This window comes from Hymenobacter psychrotolerans DSM 18569, from assembly GCF_900142395.1.
Lineage (GTDB): Bacteria > Bacteroidota > Bacteroidia > Cytophagales > Hymenobacteraceae > Hymenobacter > Hymenobacter psychrotolerans.
Window position 1 is genome coordinate 86,822 of the sequence record NZ_FRAS01000006.1, and the last position, 14,261, is coordinate 101,082.

A 14,261-nucleotide genomic window follows, 5' to 3' on the forward strand; every position below is an offset into this window, starting at 1 on the left:
GAGAAGCAAATGAGGGAGAACCGACTCAGGCTAGTACCGAGCGGACAAACTGCTGAGCCGCGGCCGGGGCGTCTTCGGTGTCTTCCAGAGCCCGGATGAGGGCCGAGCCGATGATAGCGCCTTCGGCATAGCGGCAGGCCTGCCGGAACGAAGCTTTGTCGCTGATGCCGAACCCGATGAGGCGCGGATTGCGCAGCTGCATGTCCTCAATCCGCTGGAAGTAGGCTTCCTGCACGCCCTCAGCCTGCGTATTCTGGCCGCCCGTAGTGCCCGGCCCCGACACGAGGTACAGGAAAGAGTCCGTCAGCTCGTCGATGCGGCGGATGCGGGCGGGGGCCGTCTGGGGCGTCACCAGAAACACCGGCCGCAGGCTGTGGCGGCGGAAAATTTCCTGATACTCCTGCACGTAGTCGTCGAGGGGCAGGTCGGGCAGAATCACGCCATCTACTCCGGCGGCAGCAGCCTTGCGGCAGAAGTTTTCCACGCCGAACTGCATCACCGGATTCAGGTAGCCCATCAGCAGAATAGGCGTGTCGGGCACCAGCTCCCGGATGCCCTGCAGCTGGTCGAACAGCACGCGCAGGTTCATGCCGTTGCGCAGAGCCACCGTACTGCTGGCCTGAATCACCGGCCCGTCGGCCAGCGGATCCGAAAACGGCATCCCGATTTCAATCAGGTCGGCACCGGCCGCGGCCACGGCCTGGATAAGAGGAACCGTATCGTGCAGGCGCGGGTAGCCGGCCGTGAAGTAGATGTTGAGGAGGCCTTTTCCTTTCTTCTGGAAAGCCTGTTGAATTCGGTTCATACGTTAAGTTCTCGCAGTGTCACGCAGTGGGTGGCGCAGAGCTTCGCAGTGAACGGCCACTCCGAAACCCGGCGGCAACCACTGCGAAATCCTGCGTGAAAAGGCTACAGCATGGAGTCGGCGTACTTGACATAGGTCTCCAGGTCTTTGTCGCCGCGGCCGGAGAGGTTTACCACTACCACGTCGTCGGGGCCGGCTCCGAGCTGGCCCAGTACGGCCAGGGCATGCGCCGTTTCCAGGGCCGGAATAATGCCTTCGAGCCGGCTGCATTCGGCTACTGCTTTCAGCGCATCTTCGTCCTCGATGCTGATGAAGCGCGCCCGCCCGGCATCGGCCAGGAAAGCGTGTAGCGGCCCGATGCCGGGGTAGTCGAGGCCCGCCGAAATGGAATAAGGCTCGGTAATCTGACCGTCTTCGTCCTGCATGAGCAGCGTGCGGGAGCCGTGAATAATGCCCGGCTTGCCCAGCACCGAGGTGGCAGCCGAGTGCCCCGAATGAATGCCGTGTCCGGCCGCTTCCACAGCCACCAGTTTCACGGCAGGCTCTTCCAGGAAGTGGTAGAACGCGCCGGCCGCGTTGGAGCCGCCACCTACGCAGGCCACCACGTAGTCGGGCAGCTCGGAGCCGGTCTTTTCCAGCAGCTGCTTGCGCATTTCTTCGCTAATAACAGCCTGCAGCCGGGCCACCAGGTCGGGGTACGGGTGCGGCCCCACCACCGAGCCGATGATGTAGTGCGTGTCCACGGGGTTGCTGATCCAGTCGCGAATGGCTTCGTTGGTGGCGTCTTTGAGGGTACGGCTGCCGCTCATGGCGGCGCGCACCTCGGCCCCCAGCAGGCGCATGCGGTACACGTTGGGTTTCTGGCGCTCCATGTCCACCTCGCCCATGTATACAATGCACTGCATGCCCATCAGGGCGCAGACGGTGGCCGTGGCTACGCCGTGCTGGCCGGCTCCGGTTTCGGCAATAATGCGGGTTTTGCCGAGCCGCTTCGCGAGCAGAATCTGGCCTACCGTGTTGTTGACCTTGTGGGCACCGGTGTGGCACAGGTCTTCGCGCTTCAGGAAGATGTGCGTGTTGTATTTCGCCGACAGCCGCTTGGCCTCAAACAGCGGTGTGGGCCGGCCTACGTAGTCGCGCAGCAGCAGCTGGTACTGCTGCTGAAACTCCGGGTCGGCGAGGATGGCGAGGTAGTTTTCGCGCAACTCTTCCACGTTGGGATAAAGCATTTCCGGGATGAAGGCGCCACCAAACTGACCGTAGTAGCCGCGCTCTGTGGGTTGCTGATAGGTTGTGCTCATGGTTTCTGTCGCAGAATTTCGGGGTGATTAGGGACGCAGCGTGTTCAGCATCCGGCCCAGCAGATCCGTATTTTTCAGGCCGGGCGCGGTTTCGAAGCGGCTGTTCAGGTCCAGGGCAAACAGGCCGGGAAGCTGCAGGTTCCGCAGAACGGGGGCGTGCTCCGGCGCAAGGCCACCCGCCAGAAAATACGGTACCGGCAGGCGGTAGCGCGTCAGCAGCCCCCAGTCGAAGGCAGTGCCGTTGCCGCCGGGCTGCCTGCCCTGGGTGTCGAAGAGAAAGTAGTCGACCTGCCCTACGTAAGGATTCAGCTGCGCGAAGTCGAACTCCGCTCCTACGCCAAACGCCTTGATAACGGGAATGCCGGCCTGCCGCAGCTCGGCGCATTGGGCCGGGGTTTCGTGGCCGTGCAGCTGCACCATATCCAGCCCAAACTCTGCCACCCGCGCCCGAATCTGAGCGGTAGTCTCATCCACAAACACGCCCACTTTCCGGATGCCTGCAGGCAGTTGATCCAGCTTAAGCTTGCTCAACTGAGCCCCCACGTAGCGGCGGGAATGCGGGTAAAAGATGAAGCCCAGAAAATCGGGGCGCAGGGCTGCCACGGCCGCCAGGTTGGCGGGCTCGGTCATGCCGCACACCTTTATATAAGGAGTAGGCTGCGGAGCAGAAGAGTGGAGCAAGTCAGACATGGTGGCGGAACCTACATCAGGGTGATGGCCTCAGTAGCCCGCAACTGCTGCACCAGTGCGGCGCAGGCTTTTTCGGGGCGGCTATGGCGCATGAAGGTTTCCCCGATCAGGAAGCCGCGGTAGCCTACGGCCCGCAACGCTTCGATTTCGGCGGCCGAAGTCAGGCCGCTTTCCGTCACTTTCACGAATTCGGCCGGAATCCGGCGGGCCAGCTCCCCGGACGTGTCGAGGCTGACGGAGAAGTCGTGCAGGTTGCGGTTGTTGACGCCCACCAGCGTCACGGCGTCGGGGTGCAGGGCGCTGTCCAGCTCCGCCTCATTGTGGATTTCGAGCAGCACTTCCAGGCCTAAGCTTTTGGCGAAGCGGCCCAGGCGCAGCACTTCCGCGCCGGTCAGGGCGGCGGCAATCAGCAGCACCGCATCGGCGCCAATGCTGCGGGCTTCCAGAATCTGGTACTCATCGAGCACGAAATCCTTGCGCAGAATCGGGCAGAAGTTGAAGCGCCGGGCCGTGGTCAGGTCTTCGTTGCGCCCGCCAAAAAACTCGGTATCCGTCAGCACCGAAAGCGCCGCCGCGCCGGCCTGCATGTAGCCCAGCGTGGTGCGCTCCACGGGCGCGTGGGCATTGATGACACCCTTGCTGGGCGACTTGCGCTTGAATTCGGCGATGATGCCGCTGAGGTCGTCGCGGAGCAGGTAGCGGCTCAGGCTCAGGGGCTGGGCCTGCAGGTAGGGGCTTTGCTCCAGGCGCCGCACGGGCACCAGGCTTTGGCGCTCGGCCACTTCCTGGCGCTTATGGGCAATGATTTTATCGAGAATTGTCATGATGCAGAAAAGAAAAGGTGTGATGTGGCAGGCGGTAGTGGCGGCGTCAGCGCAGCTCTACCAGCCGCCGCAGTGCCTGCCGGGCCCGCCCCGAGTCCAACGACTCCTGCGCGGCAGCCAGGCTGTCGGCGAAGCTGAAGCCCGGCTCCCGGCAGCTGATGGCCAGCGCCGCATTGGCCGTCACGACGTCGCGCTGGGCGCGCGTGGCCCGGCCTTCCAGCACCGCAAGAAAGATGGCCGCCGACTCAGCCGCTGTCCGGCCGCCTGCCAACTCGGCGGCCTGCGGGGCGCTAAGGCCCAGGTCAGCGGCGGCCACTACCCGCTCACCCTCAGGCGTAGCAAGCCGGGCCGTGGCCGTCAGCGAAAGTTCGTCGTAGCCATCCAGGGCATGTACTACAGCGTAGCGCGTGTCGGTTTGCTGCAGCAGATAGTGGTAGAGGCGCAGCAGCTCCAGGCTAAACGTGCCGGCCACCTGGTAGCGGGGCCGGGCCGGATTCACGAGCGGACCCAGAATATTGAAGAAGGTGCGCACGCCCAGCTCGCGCCGAACCGGACCGGCATGGCGCATAGCCGGATGAAACGAGGGCGCGTGCAGAAAGCAGATGCCAGCCTGCTCCAGCTGCCGTTTCAGGTCGTCGTTGCTGGCTTCGAAGGTCACGCCTAGCTGCGCCAGCACATCCGAAGAGCCGCACACCGACGACACCCCGATGTTGCCGTGTTTGGTAACCTGGTAGCCCGCGCCAGCCACCACAAAGCAGGCCAGCGTGCTGATATTGAACGTGTCTTTGCCGTCGCCGCCGGTGCCCACGATGTCGATGGTGTCGTGGGTGCCCAGCGCCGGGTCGCGGCTGAGGCTGAGCAGCGCGTCGCGGAAGCCGGCCAGCTCCGGCACCGAAATAGGCCGCATCCGGTACACGGTCATGAAGGCTGCCATTTCCGACGCGTTGGCTTCGCCCTGCCCGATGCGCAGCATAGCTTCGCGTGCTTCGGCGTGGGTCAGGAGCTGCTGTTCGAACAGCTGGTTGAGAAGGTGTTTCATATGGCGCGCTGCTGGCTACCAGCCAGCAGCTGTTGGCTTATTGTTGAAATGAGAGCTACCACTGGCAGCCACTGCCTGACCAGATTCAGGACAGCCAGTTGCGCAGCATCTGGTGGCCGTGCTCCGTCAGAATGGACTCGGGATGGAACTGCACGCCGCGCACGTGGTAGCGGCGGTGGCGGAAAGCCAGCACCTGCCCGTTGCTGTCGAGGGCGGTTACTTCCAGCTCCGCCGGCACCGACTCCGGCCGCACGCTCCAGGAATGGTAGCGGCCTACTTTGAACTGCCGGGGCAGGCCCTCGAACAACAGGTCGTCGGCTACTACGGCGGCATCGGTAGCAATGCCGTGCAGCACGTCAGGCAGGTTATACAGCTCGCCGCCAAAGCTTTCCGCCAGGCCCTGATGCCCCAGGCACACGCCCAGCATACGCTTGGAACCGGCATAGCGCCGGATGATTTCGGGCATCAGTCCCGCCTCGGCGGGCAGGCCCGGCCCCGGGGAAAGCAACACGGCATCGTAGGCTTCCACGTCGTCCAGCGCCAGCTTATCGTTGCGGATGACCGTGACATTATCCGTATGCCCCAGCTCCCGCAGCACCTGCACGAGGTTGTAGGTGAAGGAATCGTAGTTGTCGAGGACGAGGATTTTCATGGGTGTTGGTAGGTGATGGTCTGCTGCTGGTTGCTACTTATTAACGGTTAGCCCCCAACCGATTCGGCTTCCTGCAGCGCGCGGCGCAGAGCGGCCAGCTTGTGATGCACTTCCTGCAGCTCCGAGTTAATGTCGGAAGCGGCCACTACCCCGGCCCCGGCCTGGAAATACAGCTGGCTGGCCGTGCTCAGGAACGAGCGAATCATGATGGCGTGGTTGAAGTCGCCGTTGAAGCCCAGGTGGCCGATGGCACCGCCGTAGTAGCCGCGGGCGGTGGGCTCCAGCGCGTCAATCAGCTGCATGGCGCGGTGCTTGGGCGCCCCGGAAAGCGTGCCGGCCGGAAACGTGTCGGCCACCACCTGCAGTGGGCTGGCCGTTGGAGCCAGCGTGGCATTCACCTCGCTCACCAGATGAATGACGTGCGAGTAGAACTGGATTTCGCGGAAGGTTTTCACCCGCACATTGTCGCCGTGGCGGGCCAGGTCGTTGCGGGCCAGGTCTACCAGCATGGTGTGCTCGGCGTTTTCCTTGGGGTCGGCGGCCAGCTTCTGGGCTAGCGCAGCGTCCTCAGCATCGTGGCCGGTGCGGCGGAAGGTGCCCGCAATAGGAAACAGGCTGGCTTCGCGGCCTTTAATCAGGAGCTGGGTTTCGGGCGACGACCCGAAAATCTTGAAGTTGCCGTAGTCGAAGTAAAACAGGTACGGCGAGGGGTTGATGGAGCGCAGGGCGCGGTATACGTTGAACTCGTCGCCGAGAAAGCCCTGCTGAAAGCGCCTCGACAGCACAATCTGGAACACGTCGCCGCGGTGGCAGTGCTGCTGCCCGGCCGCCAGCACCCGCAGAAACTCCTCATCCGTCTGGTTGGTTTGCTCCTCTTCGGCCAGCGTGAAGCTGTAGTCGGGCAATGAGGGGCTGCGGATGAGATGGGCCAGGCGGGTCAGGCCGTCCTCATCAGGCTCCTCTCCGGCCAGCGTGTGCTCGAATACGTGCAGCTCGTTGCGGAAGTGGTTGAGCGCAATGACGTAGCGGTAGGTACGGTACAGCATGTCCGGGATCTGGCCGGCGGGCTGCTTCTGCGGATTCAGCTGCAGCTCTTCAAAATGCTGCACACCCTCGTAGCCGATATAACCGAACAGTCCTCCGCGGATAAAATCAAAGCCGGTTTCCGTGGTCTGGAAGCTGCCGGCAAACTCCTGCAGCCGGGCCAGTGCGGCGCCGGGCTCGGTCAGGGCTTCGGTGGTAGTGGTTTCGTCGGGCAGCGTGAGCGTCAGCTGCTGCCCGCGCACCTCAAAGCTGGCCAGCGGATCGAAAGCCAGGTAGCTGAAGGCATTCTGCTGGCCATGGTAGTCGGAGCTTTCCAGCAGCAGGCAGTTGGGGTATCGGTCGCGCAGCCGCAGGTAGAGGCCCACCGGCGTTACGGTGTCGGCCAGCACGCGCAGGTGGCGGGTATGGAGCTGGTAGGTGTGCATTGGGGGAGCTGGGTGAAAGTGAGGGGAGGCACGCAGCGCCGGGCAATAAAAAAGCCCGGCTAGGTGGCCGGGCTTTCTGTAGAGTCAGTGCGAAGAGGTATTTCGAGGCTTCAGCGCACGCACAGGTTGTCCCGTCCGGATTCTCCGTAGGGCCACCACCAAGCATGCTGCGTCGTCGAAAAAGTCATTGCCAGATATGAGTATTGGGGCGTTGAACGGGTCAAAGGTAAAACAGGTTTTCAGAAAATATGGCAAAGACAGCCATTTTTCTCTGACATTTCTCCAACCCGCATTACAACCTGTTGCTAATTCAGCAATTATCGTCTGACATTATTTCGTCGGCGGCAAGCTCAGCAACTGCTGGCACTGGGCCGGCGGCTGGCCGCCATTACGACGCTTTTGCTGCAGTAGCAGCCGGTATTCGCCGGCAGGCAGCCGGCTCAGGTCCAGCGTAGAGCCCGCGGCCTGAGTGCTGCGCTTCACCTGCTTTTCTTCGCGGTTGTACACCCTGACTTCGATCCTGCCACGGTAGTTCTGGGCACTGTCGGCGGCGAAGCGCAACTGGCGCGTACCGGCCTCCAGCCAGGCAGCCCACCGCAACGCCCGGCCGCCTTTGCTACCCGTATGCTGCGCGGCCAGCCACTGAAAGGCCGCCGGAAACTCGCGCCGCCAGAACCACTCGGCATGCCGGCCATCGGGCCGCACCTGCACCTGGCTGCTCGTGGTAAGCGAATCGGTGCGCTGCACAGCCGCCTGCAGCTGGTGCAGCAGCGGTACCATGGTTTCGCTTTCCTGGGCGCCGGCCACGTAATAGTAGGCTGTTTGCTGGCTGGGCGGCCGGGGCTGGAGGTGCTGGATGTAGCGCCGCAATGAATCTTCGGCAAACCAGAAAGCCGGCGAAAACACCCCGACCTTGCTATAGACCAACGGGTGCTGCAGCGCGGCATACGTCGAAATGAGGCCACCCATGCTGCTGCCCGCAATACCCGTGAATTCGCGGGCTGTGAGGGTGTGATACCGGGCATCGATGTACGGTTTCAGCGTGTGCACCAGAAAATCCACGTAGGCCTCGCCCTGCCCGCCGCCGTACGCAGCGTTCTGCCAAGGCGAGAGTTCGTTCAGCCGGTTTTCGCCGCCGTTGTCTACGGCTACTACAATGCAGGCACTGGCCGGATTCTGGCGCTGTAGCTGGCTAAGCGTTTCGTCTACGCCCCATTCTCCCGCAAAGCTGGTGCAGGCGTCGAATACGTTCTGCCCATCGTGCATGTACAGCACCGGATAGCGGCGCGCGTAATTGCGCGGATTGTAGCCCATAGGCAGATACACCCACACGCGGCGCGTGCGGCCCAGCTGCGGAATCTCGAATGCAGTGCCGACGACCTGCACATTGGGCTGCAGGGCTGTACTACTGCAGGGCTTGTCGCCACCGGCCAGGTCCTTCCAGTTGGCAACCTGCAGCTCTATGGTGGCCGTCCGGCTGGCAAGGTTCACCTGCCGGTTAGCAATATCGGCGTTCTGCAAGTCGGTTTCTACCCGGCTCCAGCTTCCACGCGTGACTTTAAACTCCGCAGTGCCGGGACTGGCGGCCGGAAACCGAAACTGATAGGTGCCGTCCGGACGGCGCAGCAACCGGTACGCTGCATCGGCGGGATTCCACTGGTTGAAGGACCCCGCCAGATACAGCGTATCGGTGCGGGGCGTGTTGGCCGGAATAGTTGTCAGGTGCAGCACTGTTTGGGACAGTACAAACCCGGGGCTTAGCAGCAAGGCTCCCGCCAACAGGTTCTTCATTACATAAGGGGTAGGTGAGTACACGCACACTCCGGCAAATACAGCACCGGTTTTTCAAAATTAGCAACGCTTCAAAACGCTAAATCATCGGCTTGAATTCGAATTTATCCCATTTTCAGTGTCTGTATTTTTCCGGGAAAAGCATTGTGAAACCGTAATACTGACTGAGTTGCGTCGGTGCGGCCCGGGTTACGGCGCCTACTCGTTAGGATCTACTCACCACGGAGCAGGCCAGCAGGACCAGCTACTTACATTTGCCTGAGATATATGCAAAACAGTGGGCAAGGAATCCGGAAAATCGCCCTGCTGCAGCCGGTGCTATATTGACAGTCTGAGTCAAGACAACTACTTGCCCCTGCAAATACTGGCAAGTCAGATAAATCTACTCCACCAGACTTCCAGAGCCTCAATAGATGGCGTAAATTTCACTATACCGCAGATAAATTTAAATACGAGACGATGCCAAAGACTGCCGAACTTCTCCCCTGTTCACTCGCACGTTCTACCCACAGCAGCTAATCGGTCAATATAACACCGCTTTTTTGCCCCCGTATCGGCCGCAAAATAACGATTATTCCCGGGCTATTTCAGCTTATTGCCTGACTGAGGGGACTTTTTTTGAGAGAAGTGGGCAAGCAAGAGCTACCCTCGCAGCTATGCGCGTACCAACTCTTGAGCAGCTTGGCAGATGCCGGGCAACTTTTCGGTATCATAGTCCAATTATCACTATACCGTTTCGCCTACTGCACCCATTGTAATTGTCGGGTGCGGGGGGTTAACTTGTATAGTTCCCTAACGATTTAGTGATGCTGTAGTAACCTAAAACGGACTGTGCAAAACCATGTTACCTCCGTTTTGACAACGAGCTTTCTCGCAAGGAGCGCCCCTAATTCCCACTCCGGTCAGACCGGAAAAATCCATTTCACTCCTAACCCTTTTTCAATGAAACACCCATACCTGGCGAAACTATTGTTTCTGCTACTGTTCGTCTGTGCCGGGTTTACCGCTGCATTCGCTCAGACTGGTTCCGTGAGTGGCCGCGTCGTCGATGAGAAAAGCGAAGGGCTGCCAGGCGTAACCGTTCTGATTGAAGGTACCTCCCTCGGCAACTCTACCAACTCGGATGGCACCTATTCTATCCAGAACGTGCCAGCAGGCCCCCGGACGCTGGTTGTGTCTTTTGTGGGCTACACCACCAGCCGTATTCCGGTGACGGTGACGGCCGGCCAGAACACGGCAGTACCCGGTGTTACACTGAACGAAAATACCACCCTGTTAAACGAGGCCGTAGTAATTGGCTACGGTACGCAGCGCCGGCAGGACGTGACGGGCTCGGTAACGACGGTTGATTCGCGCCAGTTCGTGAAAGGCCAGATTACCAACCCCGAGCAGCTGGTGCAGGGCAAAGTGGCCGGGGTGCAGATTACGACGGCCAGCGGCCAGCCGGGCGCCGGTGCCTCTATCCGCATCCGCGGTGGTGCTTCGCTGACGGCTTCCAACGACCCGCTGATTGTGATTGACAACGTGCCCGTGGACAACCGCGGCCTGTCGGGCACGGCCAACCCCCTGTCGCTGATTAACCCCAACGATATTGAAAGCGTGACGGTGCTGAAAGATGCGTCGGCCACTGCTATTTATGGCTCCCGCGCTTCCAACGGCGTTATCCTGATTACGACCAAGAAAGGCGTGCAGGGCGAGAAAACCACCGTCAACTTCAGCACGCAGCTTTCGCGCGCCGAAGCCGTGAAGTTTGTGGACGTGCTGAACGCGGATGAGTTCCGCAACCTGGTGAACACCCGCGGCAACGCCCAGCAGAAAGCCCTGCTCAACACCGACTCCAACGCCAACACCGACTGGCAGAACGAAGTGTACCGCACTTCCTGGACTTCGGACAACAACCTGAGCATCACCGGCTCGGCCGGCAAAGTGCCGTACCGTGCTTCCGTGGGCTACCTGTCGCAGGAAGGCCTGCTCAAGAACAACAACCTCAAGCGCAACACGGCCTCTATCGGCTTCTCGCCGCTGCTGTTCAACGACAACCTGAAAATTGACGTGAACATCAAAGGTGCCTGGATCGACAACAACTTCTCGAACCAGGACGCAGTGGGCGCCGCCGTATTCTACGACCCAACCAAAACCATCCGCAACGGCAGCCCCTTCGGCGGCTTCACGGAAATCACGAAAGTAGACAACGGCCAGACCGTGCTCAATACGCTGGCTACCCGCAACCCGGTGGGTCTGCTGGAGCAGAAGCGCGACCGGAGCACCGTGAAGCGCAGCATCGGTAACATTCAGCTCGACTACAAGCTGCCGTTCCTGCAGGGCCTGCGCGCCAACCTGAACCTGGGTTACGACATCCAGCGCGGCCGCGGCACGACGCTCATTCTGCCCAACGCCGCCTCCAACTACAACGACCAGGTGAATGACGCCTCGGGCAATGTGATTTCGCGCGGTGGCCAGAACAACCAGTACGCCCAGGACAAAAACAACGGCATTCTGGAAGCCTACCTGAACTACTCCAAGCAGATGGGCAACAACCGCCTGGACCTGCTGGCCGGCCACTCCTACCAGAGCTTCGAAGACAAAAACTACGTTTTCTCGAGCAACCTGGCCGATGGCACCGTGCTGACGGCGGCTCCGACCCTGAGCAGCGGTAAAAACTTCCGCGACCCGCGCTACGTGCTGATTTCGTTCTTCGGCCGGGCCAACTATAACATCAACGACAAGTACCTGCTGACGGCTACCATGCGTGCCGACGGCTCGTCGCGCTTCAAGGATGACCAGCGCTGGGGCTACTTCCCCTCCGGTGCCATTGCCTGGCGCATCAAGGGCGAAGACTTCCTGAAGGAGTCGACGACCATTTCGGACCTGAAACTGCGCGCCGGCGTGGGCCAGACCGGCCAGCAGGATATCGGCGGCGACCTGTACCCCTACTTGGCCCGCTACACCCTCAGCGAACAGACGGCCCGCTATCCGTTCGGCGACACGTACTACAACACGCTGCGCGCCGCGGCTTACTACGAGCCCATCAAGTGGGAAACCACCACTACCTATAACCTGGGTCTGGACTACGGCTTCTTCGATGGCCGCGTGTACGGTGCCGTTGACGTGTACTCGCGCAAAACCAAGGACCTGCTCAACAACGTGTTCATTCCCGGCGGCTCTAACCTGTCGAACAAGCTGACTACCAACGTTGGCTCGCTCGAAAACCAGGGCATTGAAGCTTCCGTGAACGTAGACATCATCCGGGGCGAGAAACTGAACTGGACGCTGAACGCCAACGCCACCGCGTACCGCATCGAAATAACGGAGCTGACCAACTCGACCGACGCTTCCTACCTCGGCGACGCCGTGGGCGGCATTACGGGCGGCACCGGCAACAACGTGCAGATCAACTCGGTTGGCTACACCCCGAACACGTTCTATGTGTTCAAGCAGGTATACGGCCAGGATGGCAAGCCGCTGGAAGGCGTGTACGCCGACCTGAACGGTGACGGCGTGGTAAACGACCGGGACAAGTACCGCTACAAGTCGCCGGTACCGCGTGCTTCGCTGGGCTTCGGCTCGAACCTCAGCTACGGCAAAGCCTCGCTGGCCTTCACGCTGCGCGCCAACCTGGGCAACTACGTGTACAACAACATTCGCTCCCGCTCCTTCTTCCCGGTAGGCGGCTCCGATGGCGTTATCAACAACACGACCCGCGAAGCCCTGGACTCCGGTTTCGGCACGCCGCAGTACTTCTCCGACTACTACGTGGAGAATGCCTCGTTCCTGCGCATGGAAAACCTGACGGTGGGTTACAACGTGGGCAATCTGTACAAAGAAACTGCGAACCTGAACCTGTCTTTAGCTGTTCAGAATCTGTTCGTTATCACCAACTACTCCGGCATCGATCCTGAAATCGTCAGCTTCGATACGAGCGGCAAGGTTTCCAACGTCGGCATCGACAATGTTATTTACCCCCGCCCACGTACCATCACGCTGGGCCTGAACGTCAGCTTCTAAACTTCCCGCCCCGTGAAAAACAAATCTATCCGCACCCTGGCCACAGCCCTGCTGCTGACCTCGGCATTCTCCTTCTCCTCCTGCCTGGGCGACCTGGACCAGGAGCCGTCTTATGAGCCCACGGTGGAGTCGGTGTACAAAGACCCGGTGCAGGTGAAGCAGGTTCTGGCCCGTCTGTACGCCACGCTGGCCGTGAGCGGGCAGCAGGGCCCGGCCGGCCAGCCCGATATTCAGGGCATTGACGAAGGCTTCTCCAACTACATCCGCCAGTACTGGATGGCGCAGGAGCTGACTACCGACGAAGCTATTATTGCCTGGAACGACGCCGACCTGCCCGAGTACAACCGCCTCACCTGGACCGCCTCGAACACGTTCGTGCGCGCCATGTACGACCGGCTGTTCTACCAGATTTCGCTGTGCAACGAGTTCATCCGGCAGACCACGGATGCCAAGCTGAGCGAGCGGGGCATTTCCGGCACGGACCTGGCCAACATTAAAACCTACCGCGCGGAAGCCCGCTTCCTGCGCGCGCTGGCCTACTACCACGCCCTGGACATGTTCGGCAACGTGCCCTTCACCGATGAGAATTCGTCGGTGGGTGTCGACAAGCCTGCCCGTATCACCCGGTCGGCGCTGTTCGACTATGTGGAGACCGAGCTGAAAGCCATTGACGCCGAGTTGCCCGCTCCCCGCGCCAACGAGTTTGGCCGCGTAGACAAGGCGGCGGCCTGGACGCTGCTGGCCAAGCTCTACCTGAACTCGCCGGTGTACAAGAGCACCGTGGCGGGCGGCACCAACGGCCCGGAGCGCAACGCCGACGTTATTACGTACTGCAACCGCATCATCAGCTCCAGCTACGCGCTGGCTCCGAGCTACGCCAACCTGTTCCGCGCCGACAACGGCGAAACGTCCAAGCAGGAAATCATCTTCCCCGTGCGTTTCGACGGTGTCAACACCAAAACCTTCGGCGGCATGACCTTCATCATCCATGCAGCGGTGGGCGGCTCTATGTCGGCTGCTGATTATGGCATTGATGGCGGCTGGGGCGGCACGCGCACCAAGAAAAACCTGGTGAACCTGTTCCCGGGCGGTGCTACCAGCGCCGACCGCCGGGCCATGTTCTACACCAGCGGCCAGAACCTGGAAATCAACGACATTTTCACGTTCACCGACGGCTACACCATCACGAAGTACAAGAATCTGACGGCGGCGGGCACGCCCGGCTCCAACCCCACCTTCCCCGACACCGACTTTCCGCTGTTCCGCCTCGCTGACGTGTACCTGATGTACGCCGAAGCGGTGGTACGCGGCGGCGCCGGCGGCAACGTGGGCACGGCCGTGAACTACATCAACGCGCTGCGCGACCGGGCTTATGGTAATACCTCGGGCCGCATCACCAACGCTACGCTTACTGCTTCTGACGCGGCTGATTTTATTCTGGCAGAGCGCGGCCGCGAGCTGTACTGGGAAGGTCAGCGCCGCACCGACCTTATCCGGTTCGGCAAGTACACTTCGGCTTCCTACGTATGGCCCTTTAAAGGCGGTGTGCAGGGCGGTACTGGTGTAGACGCTACCCGCACCCTGTTCCCGATTCCGACGACCGACATTTCGTCGAACCCGAATCTGGTGCAAAACCCTGGTTATAACTAGCATGATGAGCCACCCGGCTGGCTGCTCCACAGTCG

The 14,261-nt window shown here is 61.0% G+C and carries 10 protein-coding genes; 2 read left to right on the forward strand and 8 right to left on the reverse strand.

Annotated elements, in window-relative coordinates; all coding sequences use genetic code 11:
• Positions 1–25 precede the first annotated feature (25 nt).
• From trpA to BUE15_RS07775, 8 genes are all read right to left on the reverse strand, one after another.
• Entirely contained in the window at positions 26–805 is a 780-nt protein-coding gene (trpA, locus tag BUE15_RS07740; protein ID WP_073282768.1) for a tryptophan synthase subunit alpha, read from the reverse strand.
• Between the two features lie 104 nt (positions 806–909).
• Positions 910–2,106, reverse strand: coding sequence for a tryptophan synthase subunit beta (trpB, locus tag BUE15_RS07745; RefSeq protein WP_073282771.1), 1,197 nt, complete (start codon positions 2,104–2,106; stop codon positions 910–912).
• 27 nt (positions 2,107–2,133) lie between these two features.
• Complete coding sequence (locus BUE15_RS07750; RefSeq protein ID WP_073282774.1) at positions 2,134–2,796, reverse strand: phosphoribosylanthranilate isomerase; 663 nt, start codon at positions 2,794–2,796, stop codon at positions 2,134–2,136.
• A gap of 11 nt (positions 2,797–2,807) precedes the next feature.
• Positions 2,808–3,620: an indole-3-glycerol phosphate synthase TrpC gene (gene trpC / locus BUE15_RS07755; protein WP_073282777.1), complete on the reverse strand. Its 813-nt coding sequence runs from the start codon at positions 3,618–3,620 to the stop codon at positions 2,808–2,810.
• A 46-nt stretch (positions 3,621–3,666) separates the two neighbouring features.
• Positions 3,667–4,659 carry an anthranilate phosphoribosyltransferase gene (gene trpD, locus BUE15_RS07760; protein WP_073282780.1) on the reverse strand — a complete coding sequence of 331 codons (993 nt, stop codon included), beginning with the start codon at positions 4,657–4,659 and terminating at the stop codon, positions 3,667–3,669.
• 85 nt (positions 4,660–4,744) lie between these two features.
• On the reverse strand, positions 4,745–5,311 hold the full coding sequence (locus BUE15_RS07765; RefSeq protein WP_073282783.1) for an anthranilate synthase component II: 567 nt from the start codon (positions 5,309–5,311) through the stop codon (positions 4,745–4,747).
• 47 nt (positions 5,312–5,358) lie between these two features.
• Complete coding sequence (locus tag BUE15_RS07770) at positions 5,359–6,780, reverse strand: anthranilate synthase component I family protein (protein WP_073282786.1); 1,422 nt, start codon at positions 6,778–6,780, stop codon at positions 5,359–5,361.
• Between the two features lie 330 nt (positions 6,781–7,110).
• Entirely contained in the window at positions 7,111–8,571 is a 1,461-nt protein-coding gene (locus tag BUE15_RS07775) for an alpha/beta hydrolase (protein WP_073282789.1), read from the reverse strand.
• A 942-nt stretch (positions 8,572–9,513) separates the two neighbouring features.
• Here BUE15_RS07775 and BUE15_RS07780 point away from each other — a divergent pair.
• Both BUE15_RS07780 and BUE15_RS07785 read left to right on the forward strand, forming a co-directional pair.
• Positions 9,514–12,576, forward strand: a complete 3,063-nt coding sequence (locus BUE15_RS07780; RefSeq protein WP_073282791.1) for a SusC/RagA family TonB-linked outer membrane protein — start codon at positions 9,514–9,516, stop codon at positions 12,574–12,576.
• A gap of 12 nt (positions 12,577–12,588) precedes the next feature.
• Entirely contained in the window at positions 12,589–14,226 is a 1,638-nt protein-coding gene (locus BUE15_RS07785) for a RagB/SusD family nutrient uptake outer membrane protein (RefSeq protein WP_073282794.1), read from the forward strand.
• Positions 14,227–14,261 lie beyond the last annotated feature (35 nt).